This window comes from Winogradskyella sp. A2, from assembly GCF_046762865.1.
Taxonomy (GTDB): Bacteria; Bacteroidota; Bacteroidia; order Flavobacteriales; family Flavobacteriaceae; genus Winogradskyella.
Genome location: NZ_JBKQXM010000007.1, coordinates 194,107 through 220,335, shown reverse-complemented (window position 1 = coordinate 220,335; position 26,229 = coordinate 194,107). Strand labels below are relative to the sequence as shown.

Genomic DNA, 26,229 nt, shown 5'->3' with positions numbered 1-26,229 from the left:
GTAGAATATGTGAAAATATAAAGGCAACCAAATCTAAAGTCCTCGAGTCCGAAAACGCCAAATTAATTTGGCGTTTTCACTTTTATGAACTTTACCTTTTGTAGTATTGCATCTTTATATTTTGATACGAAATTTGCGATGATAAAAAGGCAAAAAGCATCCATAAAAAGTTGCATAATTCACAAAGTAGGGAACAAGTTTAATGACACAAAAAATGCATTTTCTGATGCTATTGTCAATTTTGATGAAGCTACTTATAATTTAATGTTACCTTACCTATTGAAACCCTTTGTAAGTGTTGCTGAGAGTTTTCGTTTTCATCATCATAGCGATATAGGACTCAATGAAATTAACACCTATAGCGACCAGATTTTTAATGACGAAGGCGATTTTGTAGAAATATCTAAACATATCGTTACTCATCTTTTTGAACAAAGCAATTCTGCACAAATTAAAACAGGAGATGTCTTAATTTGTCATTTTGAAAATGTACAGTACGAAGACTATTTCACGGATGCTATTGGTATTTATAAAATTGAAAATAAAACGGAATTTTTTCAGACGTATTTAGAATCCGGAAACTATGATATACTTGTTCAAAAAGGAATTCAGGCTAAAAAAGTAGATAAAGGCTGTTTAGTACTAAATACGTCTGATATGGAAGGAAAAATTGTATTTAGTGTAGACAATAACACCTATGATACACAGTATTGGATAAAACGCTTTTTGAATATAAAATATCCTGATGATAGCAACCAGCACACAAAGAATTGTATTGAACTTTGCCGAGAGTTTTCAAAAGAAGTTTTACAACCTAATTTTGGAGGCCAAGAACAAAGTAATTTTTTGGCAAAAACAGTTGATTTTTTCAAGGAAAACGAAATTGTAAATATCGAAAACTTTAAAGAAGAAGTGTTTGATGAAGAAGATCATATTCAACTTTTTGAAGATTATAAAAAGAGTTATGAGTCAGAGAATAAAGTTTTAATTAGAAATCAATTTGATGTATCAGAACGTGTTTTAAAAAAGCAAAAACAAAAGATTAAAACTGAAATAAAACTAGACACTAATATCCAAATCAAATTAGATGTTGATGCACCTGATGCCTCGGCAGAATACCTTGAAAGAGGCTACGACGAAAAGAAAAAAATGCATTTTTATAAGGTATTTTTTAATGCTGAAGCTTAATTAACAATTAGAAAGGATTTATTTTAAAAAATCCTTAAACTGACCAATATCAATTTATATCTCTTTTTCGAATCGTAAATTGCTTTTCTAGTGTAAAAAGTTCATTAGACAATTTTTGTCCTTTAATATTACTTATTCTAGAAATAAGATTGTTAATATTTAAACCTTTAATTATGAGTTTAATATCAGATAACATAATTCCAGGATCAAATGGTAGGGTTTTCGGAACCGATGCCGTAGAAAAGAAAGAATTAGAATGTATTAAAAAAAGAATTCTTGGATTAGACGGTATTAAATCCGTTGAGCTTAACTTGCATATTTTTCCTAGAGAATTTACTGTTTATACATCTAAACTTGTTAGTGTTAAAGACGTTGAAAAACAAGTAAAAACGACCGGTTTCCATGCCGTTCCAACAAAGGATTTTGAAGTATAAATTCAAATTTCAATAATCTGTAAAACAGTGTGTCAAATTGAATTATTTGCTTACACTAAACTAGTATTGCTTCAAAAAGATTGCTAAAATGCCTCAATATTTTAGCTTTTACCTCTTCCTCATTAACATGTTTTAATTTTAACTCATTATTCAGAGAAGTAACGGCTTTGCCTCGTATTCCGCAAGGAATTATGTTATCAAAATAACCCAAATCTGCATTTACATTAAGGGCAAAACCATGCATGGTCACCCATCGGCTAGCTCTAACTCCCATGGCACAAATTTTACGAGCAAACGGAGTTCCTACATCCAACCAAACACCTGTTTCACCAGGACTGCGCTCGGTTTTTAAACCGTATTCTGCTAAAGTTAGTATTATTACCTCTTCTAAAAACCTAAGATATTTATGAATATCTGTGAAGAAATTATCTAAATCTAAAATTGGATATCCAACGATTTGTCCTGGGCCATGGTAAGTTATATCACCTCCTCTATTTATTTTATAAAAAGTTGCGCCTTTTTCAGTCAATTGCTTTTCTGACAAAAGCAGATTTGACAAATCACCGCTTTTGCCTAAAGTATAGACATGAGGATGCTCAACAAAAAGAAAATGATTATCGGTTTCTAGACCAGCATCTTCTCTTCTGTTTTTAATCTTAGTATCTAAAATTGCTTTAAAAAGTTTTTCTTGATAGTCCCAAGTATCTTTAAAGTCCTTTAAACCTAAATCTTCTAATTTTACAGCCTTATTCATTAATAATTAATAAAATAAATACTACTTAGAATAGTTTTTTAAGTGTGCAAAGATACGGAATTATCTATCGGGATTGTTCAATATGACTAAGGCAGCAATTACGCCAGGAACCCAGCCGCAAAGCCATAATAAAAAGACTATAAAAATTGAGCCACAACCTTTATCAAAAACAGCTAAAGGTGGACAAATAATTGAGAGTAAAACACGCCAGATACTCATATTCTCGTTTGATGATTTGATGATTATTAAAATTAAAACAATTTTAACTTATGTCTTATTGAGTTTGCCATTATAACATCTAACATTTTAAAAAGCAATATGAAAAAAACAATTTTAATTTGGCAAACTCAATAGGACAAACTAACTAATTATTGTTTTATGTAACACAGATTTATTATTGCTCTGTAACTATATGACGCAAAGTATTCTAAGTTGTTACACTTTAAATAATAACTGTTTCAAAGTATCTTATTTTTATGTAGTTTCGTTACATGCGCTACTTAGTTTTGTTTTGCTTTATATGGTTATTCGGAAATAGTTATGCCCAATATTCGTTTTCAGGATATATTGATGCAGAAGAATGGCAAAACACGGTTTATTTATCTGTTGTTGAAGATTACAGAAAAATGTCTGGTGTATATGCAGAGCAAATAATTGCCAAAACTTTTGCTGATGAGACAGGATTTTTTGAGTTTAAAGGCGATATGTTAGATAAAGAAAACCGTATTTACCGTATTCATATTGATAAGTGCTCAGAAACTCAGCAAGATGTAAACCATTTTAATGGTCATTGCGATAACAGTTTAGAATTACTATTTATAGCAAATAATACAGATACACTAAAGCTACCTTTCTCTTTTGGCAACCAAGTGTTTTGTTCTATTGAATCGAGCAACCCAAAAGCAAGTGCATTTGTGAAAATTGATTCTTTAAAAGATGATATGCGTTTTGCTTATGGAGAAATCAGAAGTCAAGCAAACCGAAAACTCAACAACAAAAAATGGTTCAAAACCCTACAAGATTTTGGTAAATCACTAAATGAACCTTTGGCAGAATTATACATTTACACTTATTTGTCTGATAGAAGTAGTGATCTGCACAACTACTATGTTGAAGACTTAAAAAATAATTCATATTATGATAATCTCAAATCAAGATTGTTAGAAAAATATCCAAGTGCATCATATACGAACCAATATATCGGTGAGATTGAAGCCGATAAATATATGCTTGAAGCTTTCTCTAGTGAGTCTTATTCTAACAAAAATACAATCCTTTATGGATTGTTGATTTTGTCACTTCTAATCAACCTTATATTTATTTATAGATTTATAAAGTCGAAAAAATCCAATCAAAAAAAATTAAAAGAAAAACTCTCTAAACAAGAACAGGTAGTACTAGAGTATTTACTAAAAAATAAGTCTAATAAAGAAATTGCAACTTCACTTTTTTTAAGTGTAAGTACGGTAAAATCACATACAAACAACATATATAAGAAACTAAATGTTCAATCTAGAGATGACGTTAAGTCTATGTTTAACAAGTAATTATAAAATTCAACCTTGGTACTAGTACCGATTTCAAACCTGTTTTCTTAAGATTTAAAAATTATTAAATAGATGTTTGTTTCATCATAATTTAAAAACTCTTCAACATGAAACGAACATTAAACACGCTAATTTTGGTAGTTTTAAGTATTACTTTTTTTAATGCCACAACTGCAGAGATTCATACTTTAAATGGTAAAGTTGCAGTATTAGAATTTGAATCTGAAATATTGGATTACGGAACAATCAATCAAAATTCGGATGGACTAAGAACCTTCATTTTTATTAATACTGGAGATGCTCCTTTGGTGATCAGTAGAGTAAAAACCAGTTGCGGTTGTACTGTACCAAGTTATTCAAAAGCTCCAATATTACCCGGCGAATCTGGTGAAATAAAAATTAAATATGACACTAAAAGACTTGGTGCTTTTAGCAAAACCATTACAGTTATGTCTAATGCAAAAGGTGGCAATAAAATTCTAAAAATTAAAGGACAAGTGGTTGTTTCTGCATAAGCTCTACGGTAAACAATTCAATTCAAATTATTATAAAAAATGAAAAAAAATACAATATTTATTGTTGCGCTTTTTAGCACCTTTTTACTAAGCGCCCAAGACTTAAATAAAGAGATTCTAACAGGAGATGACTCTCCTTATTTACTCGGTAAAATAGATAAGTCTGGTTTAGAGGGCCAACATTATGCCTCGTGGTTTAATGAAGAATACATTCAATATGAAGCAAATGACAAAATTATTGAGGAATTGAGCACTATTTTAAGCGACTATAACATAATGCTTTTTATGGGTACTTGGTGTGGTGATAGCCAACGTGAAGTCCCTAGACTCTATAAAATATTAGAGGCATGTAAATATCCAATGAATCAATTGACTGCAGTGGCCTTAAGTAGTGAAGCTAATTTGTACAAGCAGAGTCCTCAGCATGAAGAAGAAGGATTAAACATTCATCGTGTACCAACAATTATTTTCTTCAAAGACGGGAAAGAAGTTAACCGTATTATAGAAGAGCCTATAAAAACTTTAGAAGAAGATATGCTTGACATAACGACTATGAACACCTACCAATCTTACTACCATATCGTTACCATTGTAGACAATATTCTTAAATCAGAAGGTATAGAAGGATTAAAGAAACATGAGACAAAACTGATAGAAAATTATAAAACCATGGTATATACCACAGGCGAGTTAAATACTTACGGACGCATTCTTTATGGTACCGATAGAGTTGATGAATCTATCGCAGTTTTTGAACTTAACACTAAATTTTTTCCGGATGAGTCTGGAACCTACATGAGTTTAGCAAATACTCTTGGCGTAACTGGACAAAAAGATAAAGCCATAAAAGTTCTTGAAGATGCTCTAGAAAAATATCCTGAAGATGAAGATCTTAAGGAAAATCTAGAAATCATCAAAAATAATTAACAAAAGAAGTACCTGTAGAAAAATAATAATCTACAGGTACTATTACCTAGTTATTCACAAACAGCTTCCAAAGCGTCCTCAATGTCGCCTGGAGTACTCATAATCTTCATAAACGTACCCATGGTAAGATCTGGCCAATGTAAGGCTATTCTATACTTGCCATGAAGCATCGTAGCTTTATTACCTTGTAGTATAATTTCATAAGGAAGTGCGGCGACATGAGCCTCACCAATTTTAGGCAGAAAATGAGCTTCGCCTTCCTGTTTATTATCTAAACCAACACCAAAAACTGCAACTTTTTTATCAGGAAAAATAAGTTTGTAAACCATTTTTGTGTTAGCTTTTTTAGCTGATAAATTGTTCTGTATTTTAATAACACCTGTTTCAAAAGAATCATACTCTTGTAGCGACACTGGATCTGTAAAATATGGCATCATTATTTTATAATGATACTTTTTGAGTTTTTCGGCCTTAACAGTTCCGCCAAAAGGTGTGAATTCATCGCCTATCCCAGATAGGGCAGATTTTAAATCCTTAGAGAATTTTACAAATGTCGTTTTATAAGTTTCATAATTTTCCATGAGATAAGCTCGTAGAAGATAATCTGGATTGGTGTATGAAATATGCACTTGCCCATCTATTTTTTCTAAACCTACTTTTAAGACTGAAGCCAGTGCACCTCTGTCCGCCACTTTAACTACTTTGGATTTTAATGCATAGTTTGTAAAAGCAATTACCTTTAATGATGATTTTCCCGAAGGATTATAGGATCCTAAAATCTCAAAACCATTAGTTTTTAAAGCATTCTTAACTTCACTCGCTACACTTTCTATTGACTTTGTTGATTTTCCGACTTTTATAAAAGGAGATAAATCTTGTCCAAAAGCAAATGATCCAAAAATTACCAGTGCAATTAAACCTAATATGTAATTTTTCATTGTATTATGTTTTTTATTTTTATGTATAATTTATGTTGTTTTTAATCATCTAATTATCCGCATAAAACGAAACATAAAATAACAACATTAGCCTCAATTAAAACATGATAATTATCACTGCTTTCTACTTGTGAAAAAGAATTTTTAATTAATTTTTTTGATCTGAATTACGTCGTAAAAGCAAATTATTCTAAAAGATTTCATTCTACTTTTGAAATAGTTTAATTTTGCGCCTTTAATTATTAAAATAATGCAACTTTCAGAACAAGAATTAGTAAGACGAGAAAAGTTAGGTAAATTGAGGGCTATGGGTATCAATCCTTACCCAGCTGATTTATTTCCAGTAGATCATACATCTAAAGAGATAAAATCTAACTATGAAGATGGTAAAAGGGTAGTTATTGCTGGTCGCCTAATGTCACGCAGAATTCAAGGTAAAGCTTCCTTTGCAGAATTACAGGATAGTGAAGGTCGTATTCAAGTTTATTTTAATAGAGATGAAATTTGTTCTGGTGAAGACAAGACTCAATATAATGACGTATATAAAAAGCTATTAGATATTGGTGATTTTATAGGTATTGAAGGCGAATTATTCACTACTCAAGTTGGTGAAAAAACAGTAATGGTAAAGGCTTTTAGCTTGTTAAGCAAGGCACTAAAACCATTGCCACTGCCAAAACAAGATTCAGAAGGTAATACCTATGATGAGTTTAACGATCCAGAGTTGCGATACCGTCAACGCTATGCAGATTTGGCTGTAAATCCTCATGTGAAAGAGGTGTTTGTTAAACGTACAAAACTCTTTAATGCCATGCGCGATTTTTTTAATGATGCTGGTTATTTTGAAGTTGAAACACCAATATTACAACCCATTCCTGGTGGTGCTGCAGCACGACCATTCATCACCCACCATAACTCATTAGATATACCTCTATACATGAGGATTGCTAATGAATTGTATTTAAAACGACTTATCGTTGGTGGTTTTGAGGGTGTTTATGAGTTTTCTAAAAACTTTAGAAACGAAGGAATGGACAGAACCCATAATCCGGAATTTACTGCTATGGAAATTTATGTAGCGTACAAGGATTATAATTGGATGATGGATTTCTGTGAAAAATTATTAGAACATTCAGCTATTGCCGTAAACGGCACCACAGAAGCTACTTTTGGTGCGCACCAAATCAGTTTTAAAGCACCATACAAGCGTATTACGATGCGCGATTCTATTCTAGAATATACAGGGTTTGATATCAATGGTAAAACTGAAGATGAAATTAGAGAAGCAGCCAAATCTATGGATGTTGAAGTAGACGATACTATGGGTAAAGGAAAACTAATCGATGAAATATTTGGCGAAAAGTGTGAAGGCAATTATATTCAACCAACCTTTATTACTGACTATCCAAAAGAAATGAGTCCGTTATGTAAAGAGCATAGAGAAGATCCAGAGCTCACAGAACGTTTTGAACTTATGGTTTGCGGTAAAGAAATAGCCAATGCTTATTCAGAATTAAATGACCCTATTGATCAACGCGAGCGTTTTGAACATCAGCTAAAATTAGCTCAAAAGGGTGATGATGAAGCTACAGAGTTTATAGATTACGACTTTTTACGAGCATTAGAATATGGCATGCCTCCTACCTCAGGAATGGGTATTGGCATGGATAGACTCGTTATGTTTCTAACCAATAACCAGAGTATTCAAGAAGTATTATTCTTCCCTCAAATGAAACCAGAGAAGAAAAAGGTTGAATTGAGTGACAATGAAAAGGCCATTTTTGAAGTTCTTAAATCCGAAAAACGTATGGATTTAAATACTTTGAAATCACAGTCTGGATTAAGTAATAAAGGTTGGGACAAAGGCATCAAAGGTTTAGGCAAACATGGTTTAACTAAGGTAGAAAAAACAGAAGAAGGTCTTTTTGTAGAGATGTTATAAGTCCAATACAATCGAAATCTTTTAAAAGGAATTTTCATATGATCATTCCTTTTTTTGTGCTTAATATGATTGAGAAAATTAGAAAAAACTTGACTTTTTAGTACTTTTTATTAAATTCGTTCAGCTATTAACATGCTTTTAACCCAATAATGAAGAAAGTTACGTCCCTCCTATTAGTTTTAATTTTTGTCTTTTCATGCGAAAGTGATGATTCTATGACTGTGGTTGAAACACCTTCCGTAGTTGCGGAATTTAAGACGAATCTTTCAGAATTAAATCTATATTCGGATGACATCAGTGATCTTATCATCTCGCCAAAGGCATTCGAATATGAAATAAGTACACCTCTTTTTTCAGATTATGCACACAAAGAACGATTAATTGCATTACCTGAAAATACAGCATTACAGTACGATGGTGACGGACTTCCAATATTTCCAGATAACACGGTTATAGCAAAAACTTTTTATTACAATGTTGATGAACGTAATTTATCATTAGGCAGACAGATTATAGAAACAAGAGTACTTATAAAAACCAATGGGATATGGGAATCTGGAGATTACAAGTGGAACTCAGATCAGAATGATGCCGTATTAGATCCTAACGGAAGTACCTTGCCAATTACATGGATTGATATTGAGGGTAACGAAAGATCTACCCAATATGAAATTCCATCAAATAACGATTGTTTTACTTGCCACAGCAGTTTTGACAACACAACACCCATCGGACCAAAACTAAGGTCTCTGAATTTTGACAGAAATGGTGTTAATCAGCTCCAGGATTTAATAAATAAAGGTCAACTTACGGGAATAACAGAAGTAAGTTCTGTTGACAAAGTACCAAATTGGCAAGATATGTCCCATTCAATAGAAGAAAGATCTAGAGCTTATTTTGAAGTAAATTGTGCTCACTGCCATATTCCTGGTGGGTTCTGTGACGATCAGTCTACATTAAATTTAGATTTCTCAACACCTTTTAGCGGAACAAATATTGTAGAAAGAAAGCAAAGTATCTCTTTTAGAATTTCTGAAAACAATCCAGGTTTCAGCATGCCATTTATTGGGACAACATTATTGCACGAAGAGGGTGTTTCATTAATACAAGAATTTTTAGACAGCCTTTAGCAGGCGTTAAATAAATATTAAAGTCAGTTTTTTAACACAGATATTGCTCTTGTAATCCGTATTTTCAAGCGAATTTTTAAAAAACCGACTAACGTGAAGCAAATTAACATTAAGCTACTGTTTGTAGCACTAGCTTTTATGGCTTTTTCATGTAAAACTGCAGAAAAAGCAAGTAAATCAAAGACTCCAGATGCCACAGCCATGGCAAAACCACCAGGTAAAAAACCTGGAAAAGACGATCCTAAACCTTATGATAAAGTAATAACTAAAGACGCTAAAAGTGATGAAGGTCTTTTTACCGTTCATACTCTAGACGACAAGTATTACTATGAAATACCAGACACTCTATTTGACAGAGAAATGCTTATGGTTACGCGTATAGCAAAAACAGCCAGTGGTATTGGTTTTGGTGGCGGTAAACAAAATACTCAAGTATTACGTTGGCAAAAAAATGGTAAAAAAGTAGTTTTAAGAGTAGTTTCTCACCAAGTAGTTGCTGCGGACTCCTTACCAGTTCATGAGGCTGTTGTAAATTCAAATTTTGAACCTGTTTTAGCCACCTTTCCTATTAAAGCATACAGTAAAGACTCAACAAGCACTGTAATTGATGTTACTCCAATGTTTAGCAAGGATGTAAAAGCATTAGGTTATCCTCAATCTAGGAGACAGCAATACAGAATTACAAGACTTGAGTCAGACAAATCTTTTATTGAATCTGTAAAAAGTTACCCTCAAAATATTGAAGCAAGACATGTTAAAACGTATGCTGCAGGTCGTCCTCCTTCAAATTCAAGTACAGGAAGTATTTCTTTAGAATTTAATAACTCAATGATTCTACTACCTAAAGAACAAATGAAACGTCGTATTTATGATCAACGTGTAGGATGGTTTGCTAGAGGGCAAGTAGATTATGGTTTAGATGCTCAAGAAAGTAAAACAGTTAGTTATTTAGATCGTTGGAGACTAGAAGTTAAAGATGAGGATATAGAAAAATTTAAGCGAGGTGAATTAGTAGAACCTAAAAAACAAATTATCTATTATATTGATAGAGCTACTCCAGAGCAATGGCGTAAATATATTAAGCAAGGTATTGAAGATTGGCAAGTTGCCTTTGAAGCTGCAGGCTTTAAAAATGCTATTATTGCTATGGACCCTCCAACACCAGAGGAAGACCCAGAGTGGTCACCAGAAGATGTTCGTTATTCTGTAGTCAGATATTTGGCATCACCTATTCCTAATGCAAACGGACCTCACGTAAGTGATCCTAGGTCTGGCGAAATCTTAGAAAGTGATATTAACTGGTATCATAATGTTATGACATTATTACGAAACTGGTTCTTTGTTCAAACCGCAGCTATCAATCCTGATGCAAGAGGTGTTGCGTTTAAGGACGAAGTTATGGGACGTTTAATACGTTTTGTCTCAGCTCACGAAGTTGGACACACACTTGGTTTACCGCATAATATGGGAAGCAGTGTTGCTTATCCAGTTGAAAAGTTACGTGATGCCGAATTTACCAAAGAATTTGGAACGGCACCTTCTATTATGGATTATGCACGTTTTAATTACGTTGCACAACCAGGTGATGAAGGTGTAGCACTAATGCCAAATATTGGACCATACGACAAGTATGCTATTATGTGGGGTTACAAACCTATTTTAGATGCAGAAACTGCAGACGATGAAAAGAAGACGTTGGATAGTTGGATACTTGAACGCGCAGGAGACCCAAAATACAGATTTGGCAGACAGCAATTCGGTGTTATTGATCCAAGTTCTCAAACTGAAGATTTAGGTGATGATGCTGTTTTAGCCAGTGAATATGGCATTAAAAACCTTCAACGCATTGTTCCAAACTTAATTGAATGGACAGCTGAAGACGGAAAGAACTATGACGATTTAGAAACTATGTATGGTCAGGTTTTAGGTCAGTTTAATCGTTACATGGGACACGTTGCATCTAATATAGGTGGTGTCTATGAATATTATAAAACTTATGACCAAGAAGGTGCAGTATATACACATGTTGCAACTGATCACCAGAAAAAAGCGATGAAATTTTTACAAGATGAATTGTTTAAAACTCCTGATTGGATGCTAGATAATAACATCTTCAATAAAATTGAAAGTGCTGGTCATATTGAGCGTGTAAGAGGTATTCAAACACGTACGTTAAACAACATGATGGATTTTGGTAGAATGCAACGTCTATTAGAAAATGAATCTATTAACGGTAACCAGGCTTATGGTCTTTATGACATGATGAAAGAATTACGTGGTGGACTATTTAGCGAGTTGCGTACTGGTAGAAAAATAGACATTTATAGACGTAATCTACAGCGTGCCTATATTGAGCGTATGGAGTTTATTATGACTAATGAACAACCTCAAGTTCCTGCACAATTCAGACGTTTTATAAGAGCTACAAATGTTGATGTAAGTCAATCTGATATTAGAGCAGTTGTTAGAGCAGAGTTAAAATCATTACGTTCACAACTTAGAAATGCACGTGGTGGTGATGCAATGAGCAGAATACATATTGCAGATGCTTTAGAACGTGTAAATGATATTTTAGATCCTAAATAGTCTCATTTTAAACTATTAAAAAAAGGCTTCAATTAAATTGAAGCCTTTTTTATTTTAAGATATTTTCAATTGCTTTATGGTAATCATCAAATTCTACGAGATTATTGTGATCTCCACCTTCAATACTGATGAAATTGAGATTTTCAACACTTAATTCTGAAAGCTTTTTACCAGATTCATAAGGAACCACATTATCTGAAGTGCCATGAATTATAGATATAGGGCAATTTACTTTTAGTAAATATTTATAATTGGGAAAATGATACCGTAACAAAGACTTGACAGGGAAAATTGGAAACCTATGTTTCGCTACGTCAAGAATACTGTAATAGGGTGTTTCTAAAATAAGCTGCTTTGGCTGGTTCTTCATTGCCAAATAAGATGCCATACCGGTTCCTAAAGATCTACCATATAATGTAATTTCATTTTGAGCATATCCCTTTAATAGGTAATCGTAACAAAACTGTGCATCTTTGTACAAAGCTTCCTCACTTAACTTGCCTTGGCTTTTGCCGTACGTACGATAGTCCATAACTAAAACATCGTAATTCTTTTCCACAAAATACTCCGTGATTTTGCTCCAGCGGCTTAAATCACCTGCGTTTCCATGAAAATACAAAATCACTCCCTTTGGATTCTCAGCTTTAAAATGAATGGCATTAATTAATGCGTCTTCCTCCGGTTTTAGAAATAATTCCTCATTAGGATAACTTAGCTCATAGACATAACTTTTATCTAAAGTAGTGGGTAAAAACATTAATTTTTCTTGAAAGTAATAAAGCGCTGCTCCTACCATAACATACGTACTTAAAAGAATTATTATTAATCTTCTAAGCTTTGTTTTTAGATTTTTTTGATGTGTGGATGACATTAATACTTGTAGTTTCTAAGTCTATAGTTTTTGGTTGACTATTTAAAATATCATCCAACATTTTGTGATACGATTCAAAATTATTCAAATTCTTGTGACCACCACCAATTACTGTATGGATTTTTGTAAGCTTTGAATTAATTTGGGCCAGTTTCACACTTGATTTGTAGGGTATTAATTTATCATGAGTACCATGAATTATATGTATTGGGCATTGCACATATTTTAACCATTTGTACGTTGGCAATGGGTATTTAATTAAAATTGATAGTGGCATAAATGGTGCATAACGCGCTGTTACTTTAGTTAGACTATAATATGGTGCATCTAATATGAGCATCTTTGGATTATTCAGTGATGCGAGTTTGGTTGCAAAACCAGATCCTAAAGAACGACCATAAAGAATTATTCTATCCTCTGAAGTTCTTTCCTTAATCTTATTGTAAACCTCTTGTAAATCCCTTTTAATAGCTTTCTGAGAGCGCTTGCCAGTGCTTTTACCAAATCCTCTATAATCTACCATTAAAACATTATAACCATGCCTTGTGAAATCTACTGCAAACTTTCCCCAACCCTTAATACTTTTTGAGTTGCCTTTTAGGTATAAAACCACACCTTGACTTTCGCCTTTAGGAAAGAATCGCAGACCATTGATTATGGCGCCATCTCTAGTTTCAAGATTATACTCCTTTGTTTCTTGGTTCTCATAATCAAACAGAAAGTCTTCAGGCAACTTCTCTGGCTTAAATAGCATATAATCTTGCAAATAGTATAAAGCTATACTAATTGCAATGTAAATTCCTAAGATTAATAATACGGTTGAAACCCAATAAGGCATAATAGAAGATTACATTCTACAAGATAGTAAAATTTGAATATTATAAATATTTCAAAAAAACATCGGCAAATGGGTCTTGGTTTACAACGGTATAATAGAACAAGGCTCCTAACCAACCATGGATTAAACCAAGCACATAGATATTCTTGGATTTCAAATATATATACCCATAAAATATCGCTAATACAAACGTCCCAATCATTAACCAAATTGATGGGTAATGAACAATTGAAAAGAAAATTGCGGTCAGCAAAATTGTTATTTTCTTGCTTAAATTCAGGCGCTTTAATTCATTTAGATTTCCTGCTAATAAACCAATAGTTAAAAACTGCTGCACACTTCCCCAAATGGGATAAGTAATTAATAAAGGGATTATATGCCACGTAAGATTAATTGTACCTTGTATAAAGCCTACTAGAAAAAATAATGCAATTGAAACTAAAGCAAAAGGCAAGGTTAATTTAAGTACGGACTTAAAGTTATCACGTCTAAACCCCCAATCTTTTAGAACCGACTTATTCCTTTTAAAGCGATAAAATACATAAGCGCTCCAACCCAATACGGCTATGATTACAAAAGGTAATCTCCAATTTAAATAATCCATAAAAATGAATTTCCCTATACCAGTCAATACAGCTGCAACAATCTCTAAAATTCTAACCTTATCCGAAGCTGGCCTTCTTAATTCTATATCGGAAAACTGAATAAGGTATTTTGTTAGTTTATTTTTCATAATGAATTATTTTAAAACCTCGCAGCTCTAAACCAGTCTGCGAGGTTTTGGGTTACTAACTAACCATCATCAAAACAAAAAGATCATATACACTATAATTCCTTCTGCAATTCCTGTCACAATAGACATACCTAAAATATCCTTTATCTTACTCCTTAAGAAAAATACTGTGCTTAGTATAGCTATTATTCCAGCCAACAAAATCTCCAAAGCGTCAATTTTAGACAACAAGAATGTTATTGCTGTAAATGCCACAGTTATACCTAGAGTAAGGAGGGCAAATCTTAGTATTTGCTGTTTGGTATAATTACCTTCAATAAATCCCTTTCTCAAATCCCTTAATATTGAGAGTACGAATAAAAGTGGCACAACAGAGAGAAACGGCGCAAAAATTACTTTAATCCCTTTTACAACGGTAAGGTGATTATAAAAGAAAAAGGCAATAGCTGTAAATGCCAATAGTGCTGTAACTATTATGGTTTGAAATGTGAATAACAATTCCCTTTTACTTGAGTTCGATTGGTTTTTTGGTGTTTTGATAATATCCATAGTTTGTAATATTTTGTGCTTAACATAGTATAGCACAGATTAAATATTCATTTTACTTAAGCGGAAAAAAAGAAAATGTGAATTGCGAGAGCCAAAAGTATACCGCTTAAAATACCATTGGCTTTCAAATTGTTATACAATAGAAAATTAAATACATAAGAGCTTATTGAAGTAGAATTGATTAAATGAGCAAGTACCAATGCATCTTCGAGCTTTTTATGGGTCAAAAACTCTATACTTTGCATTAGCACCATTGCAATAATGATGGTAATCACTAGAAGAACTGTTGCCGGTTTTTGGTTCTTTATTTTATACTCGTCAGTATTCTCAGGTAAGAAATGTTCAATTACAATAAATCTTACAAAGAACAGTATTGGAATTGGAAACAAAACTGAACCAATAATCTTCACGACGTCTTTAAAGGTTTTTATTTCGTCATATCCCAAAAACACGAGATAGATAAAGACAACTACCGAAATCCCTGTAGTAATAAAAAATGCAATATTAAGTTGCTTCTGTTGCATTTTAATATCTAATCCAGTTAACATTATTTGTACTGCGGTTAGCTACCAACTCTAACTTTTCATTGTAAGAGTTGAGCATATAATTTGAGATAGATTTTGAGTACACAGTTATAAGTCCTAGTACACTTAGTAACAAAGCCAATTTAAAGACCTCTTTTTTATTGAATTCTAGTTTAGATTTCATAATAATTGTTTTGATGATTACAGCTCAAAATTGCAATAGATTGTGATACTTTAAAAACTAATATTTCAATTTATATGACGATATATTTTTTAATTATATTTATATTATACTTAAATTTATTAATATTTTTATAATAATAATGACGATATAATGATTGCACTAAATTCAATAGTTAGCACTTTCAACCCTGACGATCAACAAAAGTTCATTACATATCTACAGAGTAAGAACAAAAGGAGAGACACAAAAAACATTCAGTTATTTAAGTTCTTAATCAAAGAAGAACTTAGCTCAAAAGACATCTGCAAACAACTCTACAATGTGGTGCAGTGCAACGCATATCATGCTCTAAGAAAAAGGCTGTTTCAGTCCATTATAGATTTTATAGCCAATAACAATCTCGAAGACGAAAATTCAATTGACATGCAGATTATAAAATACATATTGGCATCACGTACATTTTTGTTACAAAAAAACTATGATGTAGCTTATAAAATATTAGACAAGGCCGAAAAACTTGCTGATGAGAATTCGCTATTCCCAATACTCAATGAGATATATCACACAAAAATTCAATACGCACCTTACTATCCTAAAATTGAACTTAAAGATCTTATAAACAAACAACAAGAAAACCAAAAAAAACACCAGCTAGAAGATCAATTAAACATTGTATATGCCAAGTTAACTTCGCTTTTAAATGCCATAAGTTATAAGGGTGAAATCATAGACTTTGAATCAGAATTACAAATAATACTCAATGCACACAATATTGAACTCCAAGATTCGCTTTCGTTTAAATCGCTTTATCAAATTTTAGCTATTGCAAATATTTCCGCACTTATAACTACAAAATATTATCAAATAGAAAATTTTGTATTGAAAAGCTATTCTATTCTAAAACAAAAAAAGGAAACAGAAAAGCAACTTTTCTATCAGATACAGATTGTTTACCTCATTGCGAATACACTTTTCAGGAATAAAAGATTTGAAAAATCCTTGAATTATATCCAAGAGATGCAAGAGCTTATGCTTCTTAAAAAAGGAATTTATCTTAAAGATTTTATACTTAAGAAAACGCTCCTTGAAGCATTAAACCTCAACTATAACAACCAACAACAAAAAGCTATAGATTTAATTGAAATCGCAATTTCAAATAAGCATCGCGATATAGAAGCATTACTAGATCTACATTTATCACTTCTTATGTTTTATTTTCAAAAGGAAGATTTTACTGTAGCCAAATCTGTACTATCTAAATTCTACCATACTGATCAATGGTATATTGAAAAGGCAGGTATAGATTGGGTAATTAAAAAAAATGTAGCAGAAATACTACTATATATTGAGATAAGAGAAGAGGACCTGCTCTACTCCAGACTTAAAAGTTTTCGACGTCGCTACAAAAAGTATCTTACGGAAATTAAACAAACAAGAATCTTTACCTTTTTAAACTTTGCAGAACAATACTATAAAAACCCTGAAGGCTTTTCAACTGACATTACAAGAAACAAAATTGAAAATGCCTTTACATGGACAACAGTCCATAAAGAGGACATTTTTGTAATGAGTTCTTATGCATGGTTAAAGAGCAAAATAGACAAATCTAAACTCTATTCAACAACGCTCGAGCTGATAAAAAAAGCCTAATGTTAAATTTTGTGTTAAAGCTATTTTTTCATTTAAACCATAACTATTTCTTCTGGTCATAGAGGTGTAACTTAAAACAATTAAAAATGAAAAACTTAGTAGTAATCGCGATAGCATTCTTAACATTGAATGCTACAGCACAAGACCGAAGACAAGAGAGAAAGGGACAGGATCACAGGAAGGAAATCATGAAGGACATGACTCCTGAGGAGGTTGCCAATCTTAAGACAAAAAAATTAACGTTAAAACTAGATTTAACAGAAAAGCAACAGAGACAAGTAGAGACAATTCTTTTAAAGCAATCAGTTGAAAGACAAAAGAAAAGAGAAGCACATCAAAACAGAGAAGAGAAGGAAAAACCTTCAAAGGAAGAATTTCTTGAGATGCAGAATGAAAGATTGGACAATCAAATTGAGTTGAAACAAAAAATGAAAGATATTCTAACGGATGAACAATATGCAGAATTTAAAAAAATGAAGCCTAGAAAACATCACAGAAAAGGGAAACGTTCAAAGAGAAAATAAAGTGTCAATCACTTTTACTATAAAAAGTATCGCTTAGGCGATACTTTTTTATTTAATTAAATAAAATTGTTATTTTAGGCTCAAATAATTAATTAATCAATATGAAAAAGGTAATCACCCTTTGTTTTTTTGCATTAGCAATGATTTTTGGATCACAATCTCTTACTGCACAAACAAGTATCATTGAGGTAAATGAAAAAGCATCAGAAGTAACCGAAAAACTAAGAAAATTTATAAAATTTGATTCTGAACAAGAAGATCAGGTTTATGCTGCGTACAAAGAATATATGCAAGCTACTTTAGATTTAAAAAATGCAGCAACTGTTGAAGAAGGGGTAAAAGACAAAATTAATACACTTTTGGAGGATAAAATGAAAGCAATATTAACTGATGAGCAATATTCGCGTTACAAGGAGTTTCCTAAAGATTAAATTACACTAGAAATAATATAAAAAGCCTCGCAAATGCGAGGCTTTTCTGTTTACAGTGTTTTTGCAATCTCCTCTACTGCAGAGATTGTTTCGTTTAAATCTTGGTAAGTCAAAGCATCTGTTATAAACCAAGTTTCAAATGCACTTGGGGCAATATAGATTCCTCTATCTAACATGCCATGAAAAAACGCCTTAAAAGTATCGTTATTACCAATTGCAGCGGTATCAAAATCTACGACCTCTTCCTCTGCAAAGTGAACTGAAATCATACTTCCAATCCTATTAATTGTATGAGTAATGTTGTTTTTATTTAAAGCCTGGGTAATACCTGTATGTAGGTATTTAGTTTTTTCGTCTAATCGGTTCATCAACCCTTTATCAGCTTCTATCGTCTTCAACATAGCATAACCAGCCGCCATTGCTAATGGATTTCCACTCAAAGTCCCAGCTTGATAAACTGGTCCATTTGGCGCAAGAACATCCATTATTTCATTTCTAGATGCAAATGCTCCTACTGGCAACCCTCCGCCAACAACTTTACCAAAACATACAATATCAGCATCAACACCTTTAAGCTCTTGAACACCTCCTTTTGCCAGTCTAAACCCTGTCATTACCTCATCAAAAATGAGAAGAATATCATTATTATCACATACAGTTCTCAATCCTTCTAAAAAACCTTCTCTTGGAGGTATACAACCCATATTACCTGCAACAGGCTCAACAATTATCGCTGCAATTTCACCAGGATTTGCATCAACCAATTCTCGCACACTAGCTAAATCATTAAAGTTAGCTAATAAAGTATCTTTTGCGGTACCTTGAGTCACTCCAGGACTATTTGGAGTTCCGAAAGTTGTTGCGCCACTACCAGCAGCTATTAAGAAAGAATCGCTATGACCATGGTAACAACCGGCAAATTTTATAATCTTATCCTTTTTTGTATAGCCTCTTGCTAATCTTATAGCACTCATACATGCTTCAGTACCAGAATTCACAAATCTTATTTTATCAATATTTGGTACCATAGAAACAGCCAGTTTTGCAATCTTGGTTTCTAATTCAGTTGGCATACCAAAAGAGGTTCCTTCTTTGGTTTTTTCAATAACGGCATCTACTACTGGAGGGAATGCATGACCTAAAAGCATTGGTCCCCATGAATTTATGTAATCAATAAAACGGTTACCGTCTTCATCATATACATATGCACCTTTAGCAGATTTAGCAAAAATTGGTGTTCCTCCAACTGCACTGAATGCTCGTACTGGAGAATTTACGCCACCAGGAATTACAGTTTTTGCTTCTTTAAAAAGTGCGCTACTTCTTTGATATAACATATATTAATTTGGAATTTTAAGTTCTTGACCTATAGTCAAATCATTAGAATTTAAATTATTCAAGCCTCTAATAGCATCAACTGTTGTATTGTATCGCCTTGAAAGCGAATAGAGTGTATCTCCTTTTTCAACTATATGAATTGTTGTACCCGCATTAACCCTTACTCTCGTTGGGGTTTTTTCTCCTAGAACTTCTTCATCATAATTGTAAAGCTCATATCGCTCAATGAGACTTATAAGCTTTTGTGGATATTTTCTATCTGTTGCATAACCAGCCGCTCTTAAACCCTTAGCCCAACCCTTATAATCATTTGGTCTAAGCTGAAAAAGTTTCTCATACCGTTTTCTACCAGTTAAAAACTCGGAATGATCTCTGTATGACAATTCAGCTTTTTGATATTTTCTAAAGCATTCTTGTGAACGATCATCATCATGATAAATCTTAGCACCCTTCCATCCATGGCATTTAATACCAAAATGGTTATTTGCCTCTACCGCTAGGCGTCCTTTACCTGAACCAGACTCCAAGATGCCTTGTGCTAAAGTGATACTTGCAGGTACTTTTGATTCTTGCATTTCGGCCTTTGCTATGGATGCGTATTTAGAAATATAAGCATCAACTGAACTTGGGGGTTTAGACACTATTTCTTTATCCGTAGCATCGTCCTTCTCAGAACTTGAATCCGAAACTACCACCTCAGTTGTTTTTTCTTTATCATCTTTTTTCTTGGTAACTATACCCTTTTTGGGTCCACAACCAAAAATAAAAAGTGTTAAAACTAAAATTCTTAATACTCTACTCATTCTTTAATCAACGGTAATTTTTTTTGTTTCAATCTCAAATTCATTCCTGCTATGCCTTGTAAACCGCCTGTATGAATCACTAAGATCTTTGCTTCCTCTGGAAAATAACCCTTCTCTATTAAATCAAAAATCCCATACATCATTTTACCGGTATAGATAGGATCTAAAGGAATATCAAAGTCAGCCTTAATTCTATTAATAAACGTTATTAATTCTGGCTTTATTTTTCCATAACCACCAAAATGGTATTCCGTAATTAGCTCCCAATTTTTTTGCTGTGCAAATTTACGAATATCTTCCTTTAAAAAATCACCTTTTAACGCTGTAAAACCTAATATTTTTTGACGAACATCAGATGCATTTATCAAACCAGAAATTGTACCACCTGTACCAACGCACGTACAGATATAATCATAATTATTATCTGATGGGATTAAGATCTCTTCACATCCTTTAATTGCTAATTGATTAGTACCACCTTCAGGAACTAAATAAAAATCACCATGCCTATTTTCTAATTCGTCTATAAACCACTGCTTAGTTTTATCCCTATAAGAAGCTCTAGTGACAAAGTGGAATTCCATATCACAAGACTTAGCAAATTGAAGTGTGGGATTAGACTCTATTTTATTACCCAACTCTTCCCCTCTAATAATACCAATAGATTTAAAACCATTATTTTTTGAGGCATAAGCTACAGCAGCAATATGATTGGAATAAGCACCGCCAAAGCTCAAGATTGTATTTTTTTTGAGACGCTTAGCCTCTATTAAATTGTACTTAAGTTTTCTAAATTTATTCCCCGAAATGAAAGGATGTAATTCATCTTCACGCTTAATGAACAACTTTATATTGCTTTGGTCATTTAGTGGGATCTCATGAATTCTTGATGTTTTAATAGCTTGCATAGTCTTTTCAAAAGTAGTTGATAAAACCCCAAAATTGTCGTTTTTTTAAGTAGTTCAAATTTTTTTCATTTATATAAGCTTCCTTCTCAAAGGAGATATTCTTATATGCTAAATACCTATTTCTGTGCTTTAATAGCCTGAAAAGAAACTCTAATCCATAAATAACGAAAAATGGGATAACCAATAACTCTAGTTGCTGTTTCAAATGAATTTTTTCATGATTAATCAATATATTATTGTTTGATAAAGTTTTGTTTTTCAAAACCATAAACGGAAAAAAGGTTATTCCCAAGTAACCTCTAGGTACAATATATTTTGAAATAAGAATCACGAATTATGGACTTCAAAAATCACACCAATTTACATTATCTTTGTTTAAGATGAAGAAATATGTCCCAATTGAAGAGGGTGATTATTATTTAACACCCGAAGGTTACCGCTGCTTTACCGAACAATACCACCTAAAGAGAGGATATTGTTGTGAAAGTGGATGCAGACACTGCCCATACGGTTTTAATAAAGATGCTTTAAAAACAAAGTAATGCAAACAACTAAATTATCATTTAACGATCAGTTATTAGAAGGAATTCCAGAACAGTTACCTAAACCAAAACCTTCTGACTCTTCAATTAATCATGCTCCTAAACGGAAGGCAATTTTATCTAAACAAGAAGAAATATTAGCCTTGAAAAATGCTTTGCGCTATTTTAACCAAAAGCATCACGCAGTACTGCTACCCGAATTTAAAAATGAACTAGACACTTATGGTCGTATCTATATGTATAGATTGAGACCAGATTATAAGATGTATGCCAGACCAATTGACGAATATCCTACAAAATCAAAGCAGGCTGCATCAATAATGCTAATGATTCAAAATAATCTCGATTATGCTGTTGCACAACATCCTCATGAGTTGATTACTTATGGTGGTAATGGCGGTGTGTTTTCAAATTGGGCACAATACAGACTAACAATGAAATATCTGGCTGAAATGAATGATGAGCAAACGCTTGTAATTTACTCTGGCCACCCAATGGGCTTATTTCCTTCACATAAAGATGCTCCGCGTGTTGTCGTAACAAATGGGATGATGATTCCTAATTATTCCAAACCAGATGATTGGGAAAAGTTTAATGCGCTTGGTGTAACACAGTATGGACAAATGACAGCTGGAAGCTACATGTACATTGGACCTCAAGGTATCGTTCATGGCACTACAATTACAGTATTAAACGGATTTAGAAAAATAGGGAAGATACCAAATGGAAATCTATTTGTAACATCAGGTCTAGGCGGTATGTCTGGCGCACAACCTAAAGCAGGAAATATTGCTGGATGCATCACCGTTTGTGCAGAAGTTAATCCTAAAATCACTAAAGTTAGATTAGATCAAGGATGGATAGATGAAAAAATCACAAATCTTGATGAATTAGTTTCCAGAGTAAAACATGCAAAAGCAAAAAAAGAAACTGTATCAATTGCTTATTTAGGTAATATAGTTGAGGTATGGGAAAAATTTGATCAGGCAAATGTGTATGTAGATTTAGGAAGTGATCAAACATCATTACACAATCCTTGGGCTGGTGGTTATTATCCTGTTGGATTATCGTTTGAAGAATCTAATGATATGATGGCTAATAATCCTGAATTATTTAAAGAAAAAGTACAGGAAAGTTTAAGACGACAAGTTAATGCCATAAATAAACATACTGCAAAAGGCACTTATTTCTTTGATTATGGCAATGCATTTTTGCTTGAAGCATCAAGAGCTGGAGCCGATGTTTTGTCTGACGGAAATGAATATGGTAGAGAATTTAAGTACCCAAGCTATGTTCAAGACATTATGGGCCCAATGTGCTTTGATTTTGGATTTGGACCATTCCGTTGGGTATGTGCATCTGGCAAGCCAGAAGACTTGGTAAAAACTGATGCTATAGCATGCAAGGTGCTCGAGGAAATTAAACAAAATTCGCCGGAAGAAATACAGCAGCAGATGGCTGATAATATTCAATGGATAAAAGGTGCTCAAGAGAATAAACTTGTTGTAGGCTCACAGGCTAGAATATTATACGCAGATGCTGAAGGTCGTATGAAAATTGCTGAAGCTTTTAATGAAGCCATTAAAAAAGATGAGATTGGTATAGTGATTTTGGGACGTGATCACCATGATGTATCTGGAACAGACTCGCCCTATAGAGAAACAAGTAATATTTATGATGGCTCTAGATTTACAGCAGATATGGCAATTCAAAACGTTATTGGCGATAGCTTTAGAGGAGCAACTTGGGTAAGTATTCACAATGGTGGTGGTGTTGGTTGGGGCGAAGTAATTAATGGTGGATTTGGTATGGTTCTTGATGGTACTAATGAAGCATCAAGACGTTTAAAACAGATGTTATTTTGGGATGTGAACAATGGGATTTCAAGACGAAGTTGGGCACGAAATGAAGGTGCGATATTCGCAATTAAAAGAGCAATGGAAAATGAACCCAATCTAAAAGTGACATTACCAAACGAAGTGGATGAGAATTTGTTAGAAAAAATGTAAAAAAAAGTGATATGAAAAGATTAGTAAAATTTATCCCAATTTTAGTTTTTGCAATTGTCTTATCATCATGCAGCTCCGTAAGAGTTGCAGCAGATTATGATAGAGAAGCAAATTTTGACCAATACAAAACCTTTGCCTTTTTTAAGCCAGGTATTGATAAAGCAGAAATTAGTGACCTTGATAAACGTAGAATATTAAGAGCTATTGAAACAGAGTTATTAGCTAAAGGCTATACAAAATCTGAGCAACCTGATATACTAATTAGTATGTTCACCAAATCAACCCAAAGAGTAGATGTTTACAACAATGCCTGGGGTTATGGCGGCTGGGGCTGGGGAGGCTACGGTGGCTGGGGCTGGGGCTGGGGTCCTGGCTGGGGAGGTAACCAAGTTTCTACAAGAACTGAAGGTATGCTCTATATTGATATAATTGACAATGCTCAAAAAGAATTGATTTGGCAAGGATCTGGAACCGGTTATCTAGTAACCAAAAGTGTTGAAAAGAAAGAAGCAAGAATTAAAGAATTTGTACAAAAAACCTTGATGCAATTTCCACCTGAAAAATAATTCATGACTATAGATATTTTTGAAAAGCACCACTTATTGGTGCTTTTTTGTTTTCACATATTTACAAATTAGGCTTTCGTTGTAAATAATTTATCTTTGCCGACTTCTAAGCGAAACTATTATGATACTTGGCCAAACCACAAGAAAGAATTTTACTCAAAATCCAAAGAATGACATATTATCAGGTTTAACAGTTGCATTGGCATTGGTTCCTGAAGCAGTAGCATTTGCTTTTGTTGCAGGTGTTGATCCATTAGTTGGTCTTTATGGCGCCTTTATGATGGGTATTGTAACAGCATTATTTGGTGGTAGACCAGGCATGATATCTGGTGCCACAGGTGCAATGGCTGTTGTAATGGTACATTTAATTCAAAAAGGAAACGAGGTTGGAATAGCTTTAGAAACACCAATAGAAAACCTTGGATTACAGTGGCTTTTTATAACGCTATTGATTGTTGGCGGTATACAAATACTAGCAGGTGTATTTAAACTTGGGAAGTTTGTGAGGCTTATTCCTCACCCAGTAATGATGGGATTTGTCAACGGATTAGCGATAGTAATCTTCTTGTCCCAGCTTGGTCTTTTTCCAAATGCAGTACCCAAAGATATTTCATTCTTAAACAATACTTCAGAGTGGTTTTCTGCATTATTCACAAACGTCTCATTTTGGAAAATGATGGGCTTCATAGGATTAACGATGGGTATAATGTATGGATTACCAAAACTAACTAAAAAGATTCCTGCTGCATTGATTGCAATAATTGTAGTTGCATGTATTACTATTTTTGGAGGTGTTGAAATGAATACTGTTGGTAGTTTTATTAGAGAAGGTGGTGGTGAAGGATTACAAGGTGGTTTACCAACCTTTCAAGATCAAATATTTGGTTTATTTGGGACTTTGGCTGGTCATTGGGATTTAATATTCTCTACAGCTTTCATTTTAGCCGCAGTTGGTTTAATTGAGTCTTTAATGACATTAAATCTAGTGGATGAAATAACAGAAACCAGAGGGAATGGAAATCGAGAATGCATTGCTCAAGGTGGTGCCAATGTACTTAATGGTCTTTTCGGTGGAATGGGTGGCTGTGCCATGATCGGCCAATCTATAATTAACGTTGATTCAGGTGGTCGTGGTAGACTTTCTGGAGCTGTTGCGGCAATCGCTTTATTATGCTTTGTTCTTTTTGGTGCTCCGTTAATAGAACAAATACCTATTGCGGCATTAGTTGGTGTAATGTTTATGGTAGTTATAGGAACCTTTGCTTGGAGTAGCTTTAGAATACTTAGAAAAATACCAATATCAGATGCCATTGTTTTAATCACGGTTTCTGCTATTACAGTTTGGAAAGATTTGGCAGTTGCTGTTATTGCCGGTGTTATCATTTCTGCATTAGTATTTGCATGGAAAAATGCCACAATGATTAGAGCAAGAAAACGTATTCAACCAGATGGCACAAAAACTTATGAAATCTGGGGACCTTTATTTTTTGGTTCAATTCAGAATTTTAATTCAAAGTTTGATGTCAAAAATGATCCTGACAAAGTAGAAATTGACTTTGTTGAATCTCGTGTGAGCGACCATTCTGCATTAGAGGCCATTTTCAATTTGGTAAATAAATATAATGCTGAAGGCAAAGAAATCAAACTTAAACATCTTAGTGAGGACTGTAAAGTATTATTACGAAAAGGAAATTCGATTTTTGAAGACATAATCGTTGAAGCAGTTGATGATCCTCGTTATTATTTGGCGGAAGATCCTGAGAAATTTACAAAACCATTATCAGACTATAAATTGTAG

At 33.3% G+C, this 26,229-nt stretch carries 27 protein-coding genes; 15 read left to right on the top strand and 12 right to left on the bottom strand.

Going from position 1 to position 26,229, the window contains the following annotated elements; all coding sequences use genetic code 11:
* Nucleotides 1-138: 138 nt before the first annotated feature.
* Both ACFWV9_RS14125 and ACFWV9_RS14120 read left to right on the top strand, forming a co-directional pair.
* Entirely contained in the window at nt 139-1,188 is a 1,050-nt protein-coding gene (locus ACFWV9_RS14125) for a nucleoid-associated protein (RefSeq protein WP_411895879.1), read from the top strand.
* Between the two features lie 173 nt (nt 1,189-1,361).
* A complete protein-coding gene (locus tag ACFWV9_RS14120) occupies nt 1,362-1,622 on the top strand; it encodes a heavy-metal-associated domain-containing protein (protein WP_411895878.1) in 261 nt (86 codons plus the stop codon).
* A 55-nt stretch (nt 1,623-1,677) separates the two neighbouring features.
* Here ACFWV9_RS14120 and lipB read toward each other — a convergent pair whose 3' ends face one another.
* Together lipB and ACFWV9_RS14110 are read right to left on the bottom strand one after the other, a co-directional pair.
* Nucleotides 1,678-2,376, bottom strand: coding sequence for a lipoyl(octanoyl) transferase LipB (gene lipB / locus ACFWV9_RS14115; RefSeq protein WP_411895877.1), 699 nt, complete (start codon nt 2,374-2,376; stop codon nt 1,678-1,680).
* Between the two features lie 60 nt (nt 2,377-2,436).
* Nucleotides 2,437-2,595, bottom strand: coding sequence for a YqaE/Pmp3 family membrane protein (locus ACFWV9_RS14110; protein ID WP_224479307.1), 159 nt, complete (start codon nt 2,593-2,595; stop codon nt 2,437-2,439).
* Nucleotides 2,596-2,867: 272 nt separating this feature from the next.
* On the opposite strand from ACFWV9_RS14110, the gene ACFWV9_RS14105 reads away from it, so the two are divergent.
* The 3 genes from ACFWV9_RS14105 to ACFWV9_RS14095 all read left to right on the top strand — a co-directional run bounded on the left by ACFWV9_RS14105 (nt 2,868) and on the right by ACFWV9_RS14095 (nt 5,365).
* Nucleotides 2,868-3,923 carry a LuxR C-terminal-related transcriptional regulator gene (locus ACFWV9_RS14105; RefSeq protein ID WP_411895876.1) on the top strand — a complete coding sequence of 352 codons (1,056 nt, stop codon included), beginning with the start codon at nt 2,868-2,870 and terminating at the stop codon, nt 3,921-3,923.
* 107 nt (nt 3,924-4,030) lie between these two features.
* Nucleotides 4,031-4,438, top strand: coding sequence for a DUF1573 domain-containing protein (locus ACFWV9_RS14100; protein WP_411895875.1), 408 nt, complete (start codon nt 4,031-4,033; stop codon nt 4,436-4,438).
* Nucleotides 4,439-4,477: 39 nt separating this feature from the next.
* Nucleotides 4,478-5,365: a hypothetical protein gene (locus tag ACFWV9_RS14095; protein ID WP_411895874.1), complete on the top strand. Its 888-nt coding sequence runs from the start codon at nt 4,478-4,480 to the stop codon at nt 5,363-5,365.
* 50 nt (nt 5,366-5,415) lie between these two features.
* Here ACFWV9_RS14095 and ACFWV9_RS14090 read toward each other — a convergent pair whose 3' ends face one another.
* A complete protein-coding gene (locus tag ACFWV9_RS14090) occupies nt 5,416-6,303 on the bottom strand; it encodes a hypothetical protein (protein WP_411895873.1) in 888 nt (295 codons plus the stop codon).
* A 250-nt stretch (nt 6,304-6,553) separates the two neighbouring features.
* On the opposite strand from ACFWV9_RS14090, the gene lysS reads away from it, so the two are divergent.
* The 3 genes from lysS (at nt 6,554) to ACFWV9_RS14075 (ending at nt 11,961) form a co-directional block, all read left to right on the top strand.
* Nucleotides 6,554-8,245: a lysine--tRNA ligase gene (gene lysS, locus ACFWV9_RS14085; RefSeq protein ID WP_411895872.1), complete on the top strand. Its 1,692-nt coding sequence runs from the start codon at nt 6,554-6,556 to the stop codon at nt 8,243-8,245.
* A 149-nt stretch (nt 8,246-8,394) separates the two neighbouring features.
* A complete protein-coding gene (locus tag ACFWV9_RS14080; RefSeq protein WP_411895871.1) occupies nt 8,395-9,375 on the top strand; it encodes a hypothetical protein in 981 nt (326 codons plus the stop codon).
* Between the two features lie 138 nt (nt 9,376-9,513).
* Nucleotides 9,514-11,961: a zinc-dependent metalloprotease gene (locus ACFWV9_RS14075; RefSeq protein WP_411895889.1), complete on the top strand. Its 2,448-nt coding sequence runs from the start codon at nt 9,514-9,516 to the stop codon at nt 11,959-11,961.
* A gap of 49 nt (nt 11,962-12,010) precedes the next feature.
* On the opposite strand, the gene ACFWV9_RS14070 is transcribed toward ACFWV9_RS14075, so the two are convergent.
* From ACFWV9_RS14070 to ACFWV9_RS14045, 6 genes are all read right to left on the bottom strand, one after another.
* The gene (locus ACFWV9_RS14070) at nt 12,011-12,757 is read right to left on the bottom strand and encodes an alpha/beta hydrolase (protein ID WP_411895870.1); all 747 of its coding nucleotides are present in this window, start codon (nt 12,755-12,757) and stop codon (nt 12,011-12,013) included.
* Between the two features lie 34 nt (nt 12,758-12,791).
* Entirely contained in the window at nt 12,792-13,670 is an 879-nt protein-coding gene (locus tag ACFWV9_RS14065) for an alpha/beta hydrolase (protein ID WP_411895869.1), read from the bottom strand.
* Between the two features lie 40 nt (nt 13,671-13,710).
* Nucleotides 13,711-14,403 (bottom strand): lysostaphin resistance A-like protein, encoded by a 693-nt coding sequence (locus ACFWV9_RS14060; RefSeq protein ID WP_411895868.1) that lies wholly within the window; start codon nt 14,401-14,403, stop codon nt 13,711-13,713.
* Nucleotides 14,404-14,472: 69 nt separating this feature from the next.
* Nucleotides 14,473-14,952 carry a hypothetical protein gene (locus ACFWV9_RS14055; RefSeq protein WP_411895867.1) on the bottom strand — a complete coding sequence of 160 codons (480 nt, stop codon included), beginning with the start codon at nt 14,950-14,952 and terminating at the stop codon, nt 14,473-14,475.
* 56 nt (nt 14,953-15,008) lie between these two features.
* Nucleotides 15,009-15,500: a hypothetical protein gene (locus ACFWV9_RS14050; protein ID WP_411895866.1), complete on the bottom strand. Its 492-nt coding sequence runs from the start codon at nt 15,498-15,500 to the stop codon at nt 15,009-15,011.
* Nucleotides 15,478-15,660, bottom strand: a complete 183-nt coding sequence (locus ACFWV9_RS14045; RefSeq protein WP_411895865.1) for a hypothetical protein — start codon at nt 15,658-15,660, stop codon at nt 15,478-15,480. The genes ACFWV9_RS14050 and ACFWV9_RS14045 overlap by 23 nt, the downstream gene beginning before the upstream one ends.
* Nucleotides 15,661-15,810: 150 nt before the next feature.
* On the opposite strand from ACFWV9_RS14045, the gene ACFWV9_RS14040 reads away from it, so the two are divergent.
* The 3 genes from ACFWV9_RS14040 to ACFWV9_RS14030 all read left to right on the top strand — a co-directional run bounded on the left by ACFWV9_RS14040 (nt 15,811) and on the right by ACFWV9_RS14030 (nt 18,265).
* Nucleotides 15,811-17,310 carry a hypothetical protein gene (locus ACFWV9_RS14040; protein ID WP_411895864.1) on the top strand — a complete coding sequence of 500 codons (1,500 nt, stop codon included), beginning with the start codon at nt 15,811-15,813 and terminating at the stop codon, nt 17,308-17,310.
* Between the two features lie 86 nt (nt 17,311-17,396).
* On the top strand, nt 17,397-17,834 hold the full coding sequence (locus ACFWV9_RS14035; protein WP_411895863.1) for a hypothetical protein: 438 nt from the start codon (nt 17,397-17,399) through the stop codon (nt 17,832-17,834).
* A 101-nt stretch (nt 17,835-17,935) separates the two neighbouring features.
* Entirely contained in the window at nt 17,936-18,265 is a 330-nt protein-coding gene (locus ACFWV9_RS14030) for a hypothetical protein (protein WP_411895862.1), read from the top strand.
* A 50-nt stretch (nt 18,266-18,315) separates the two neighbouring features.
* Here the strand turns inward: ACFWV9_RS14030 and hemL are convergent, their stop codons facing one another.
* From hemL to ACFWV9_RS14015, 3 genes are read right to left on the bottom strand one after another with little or no spacing between them, the layout of a single operon-like run.
* On the bottom strand, nt 18,316-19,602 hold the full coding sequence (gene hemL / locus ACFWV9_RS14025; protein ID WP_411895861.1) for a glutamate-1-semialdehyde 2,1-aminomutase: 1,287 nt from the start codon (nt 19,600-19,602) through the stop codon (nt 18,316-18,318).
* 3 nt (nt 19,603-19,605) lie between these two features.
* On the bottom strand, nt 19,606-20,406 hold the full coding sequence (locus ACFWV9_RS14020) for a glucosaminidase domain-containing protein (protein ID WP_411895860.1): 801 nt from the start codon (nt 20,404-20,406) through the stop codon (nt 19,606-19,608).
* Nucleotides 20,403-21,314, bottom strand: a complete 912-nt coding sequence (locus tag ACFWV9_RS14015) for a 1-aminocyclopropane-1-carboxylate deaminase/D-cysteine desulfhydrase (RefSeq protein WP_411895859.1) — start codon at nt 21,312-21,314, stop codon at nt 20,403-20,405. The genes ACFWV9_RS14020 and ACFWV9_RS14015 overlap by 4 nt, the downstream gene beginning before the upstream one ends.
* Before the next feature lie 380 nt (nt 21,315-21,694).
* On the opposite strand from ACFWV9_RS14015, the gene ACFWV9_RS14010 reads away from it, so the two are divergent.
* From ACFWV9_RS14010 to ACFWV9_RS13995, 4 genes are all read left to right on the top strand, one after another.
* A complete protein-coding gene (locus tag ACFWV9_RS14010) occupies nt 21,695-21,856 on the top strand; it encodes a DUF5522 domain-containing protein (protein WP_181855207.1) in 162 nt (53 codons plus the stop codon).
* Entirely contained in the window at nt 21,856-23,865 is a 2,010-nt protein-coding gene (locus ACFWV9_RS14005; RefSeq protein ID WP_411895858.1) for a urocanate hydratase, read from the top strand. The genes ACFWV9_RS14010 and ACFWV9_RS14005 overlap by 1 nt, the downstream gene beginning before the upstream one ends.
* An 11-nt stretch (nt 23,866-23,876) precedes the next feature.
* Nucleotides 23,877-24,431, top strand: coding sequence for a DUF4136 domain-containing protein (locus ACFWV9_RS14000; protein WP_411895857.1), 555 nt, complete (start codon nt 23,877-23,879; stop codon nt 24,429-24,431).
* Between the two features lie 121 nt (nt 24,432-24,552).
* Entirely contained in the window at nt 24,553-26,229 is a 1,677-nt protein-coding gene (locus ACFWV9_RS13995; protein ID WP_411895856.1) for a SulP family inorganic anion transporter, read from the top strand.

Bases quoted from the DNA above. Each gene is read 5' to 3' on its own strand.
- ACFWV9_RS14125 (WP_411895879.1), top strand. From the start codon at position 139: ATGATAAAAAGGCAAAAAGCATCCATAAAAAGTTGCATAATTCACAAA.
- ACFWV9_RS14120 (WP_411895878.1), top strand. From the start codon at position 1,362: ATGAGTTTAATATCAGATAACATAATTCCAGGATCAAATGGTAGGGTT.
- lipB (WP_411895877.1), bottom strand. From the start codon at position 2,376: ATGAATAAGGCTGTAAAATTAGAAGATTTAGGTTTAAAGGACTTTAAA.
- ACFWV9_RS14110 (WP_224479307.1), bottom strand. From the start codon at position 2,595: ATGAGTATCTGGCGTGTTTTACTCTCAATTATTTGTCCACCTTTAGCT.
- ACFWV9_RS14105 (WP_411895876.1), top strand. From the start codon at position 2,868: ATGCGCTACTTAGTTTTGTTTTGCTTTATATGGTTATTCGGAAATAGT.
- ACFWV9_RS14100 (WP_411895875.1), top strand. From the start codon at position 4,031: ATGAAACGAACATTAAACACGCTAATTTTGGTAGTTTTAAGTATTACT.
- ACFWV9_RS14095 (WP_411895874.1), top strand. From the start codon at position 4,478: ATGAAAAAAAATACAATATTTATTGTTGCGCTTTTTAGCACCTTTTTA.
- ACFWV9_RS14090 (WP_411895873.1), bottom strand. From the start codon at position 6,303: ATGAAAAATTACATATTAGGTTTAATTGCACTGGTAATTTTTGGATCA.
- lysS (WP_411895872.1), top strand. From the start codon at position 6,554: ATGCAACTTTCAGAACAAGAATTAGTAAGACGAGAAAAGTTAGGTAAA.
- ACFWV9_RS14080 (WP_411895871.1), top strand. From the start codon at position 8,395: ATGAAGAAAGTTACGTCCCTCCTATTAGTTTTAATTTTTGTCTTTTCA.
- ACFWV9_RS14075 (WP_411895889.1), top strand. From the start codon at position 9,514: ATGGCTTTTTCATGTAAAACTGCAGAAAAAGCAAGTAAATCAAAGACT.
- ACFWV9_RS14070 (WP_411895870.1), bottom strand. From the start codon at position 12,757: ATGGTAGGAGCAGCGCTTTATTACTTTCAAGAAAAATTAATGTTTTTA.
- ACFWV9_RS14065 (WP_411895869.1), bottom strand. From the start codon at position 13,670: ATGCCTTATTGGGTTTCAACCGTATTATTAATCTTAGGAATTTACATT.
- ACFWV9_RS14060 (WP_411895868.1), bottom strand. From the start codon at position 14,403: ATGAAAAATAAACTAACAAAATACCTTATTCAGTTTTCCGATATAGAA.
- ACFWV9_RS14055 (WP_411895867.1), bottom strand. From the start codon at position 14,952: ATGGATATTATCAAAACACCAAAAAACCAATCGAACTCAAGTAAAAGG.
- ACFWV9_RS14050 (WP_411895866.1), bottom strand. From the start codon at position 15,500: ATGTTAACTGGATTAGATATTAAAATGCAACAGAAGCAACTTAATATT.
- ACFWV9_RS14045 (WP_411895865.1), bottom strand. From the start codon at position 15,660: ATGAAATCTAAACTAGAATTCAATAAAAAAGAGGTCTTTAAATTGGCT.
- ACFWV9_RS14040 (WP_411895864.1), top strand. From the start codon at position 15,811: ATGATTGCACTAAATTCAATAGTTAGCACTTTCAACCCTGACGATCAA.
- ACFWV9_RS14035 (WP_411895863.1), top strand. From the start codon at position 17,397: ATGAAAAACTTAGTAGTAATCGCGATAGCATTCTTAACATTGAATGCT.
- ACFWV9_RS14030 (WP_411895862.1), top strand. From the start codon at position 17,936: ATGAAAAAGGTAATCACCCTTTGTTTTTTTGCATTAGCAATGATTTTT.
- hemL (WP_411895861.1), bottom strand. From the start codon at position 19,602: ATGTTATATCAAAGAAGTAGCGCACTTTTTAAAGAAGCAAAAACTGTA.
- ACFWV9_RS14020 (WP_411895860.1), bottom strand. From the start codon at position 20,406: ATGAGTAGAGTATTAAGAATTTTAGTTTTAACACTTTTTATTTTTGGT.
- ACFWV9_RS14015 (WP_411895859.1), bottom strand. From the start codon at position 21,314: ATGCAAGCTATTAAAACATCAAGAATTCATGAGATCCCACTAAATGAC.
- ACFWV9_RS14010 (WP_181855207.1), top strand. From the start codon at position 21,695: ATGAAGAAATATGTCCCAATTGAAGAGGGTGATTATTATTTAACACCC.
- ACFWV9_RS14005 (WP_411895858.1), top strand. From the start codon at position 21,856: ATGCAAACAACTAAATTATCATTTAACGATCAGTTATTAGAAGGAATT.
- ACFWV9_RS14000 (WP_411895857.1), top strand. From the start codon at position 23,877: ATGAAAAGATTAGTAAAATTTATCCCAATTTTAGTTTTTGCAATTGTC.
- ACFWV9_RS13995 (WP_411895856.1), top strand. From the start codon at position 24,553: ATGATACTTGGCCAAACCACAAGAAAGAATTTTACTCAAAATCCAAAG.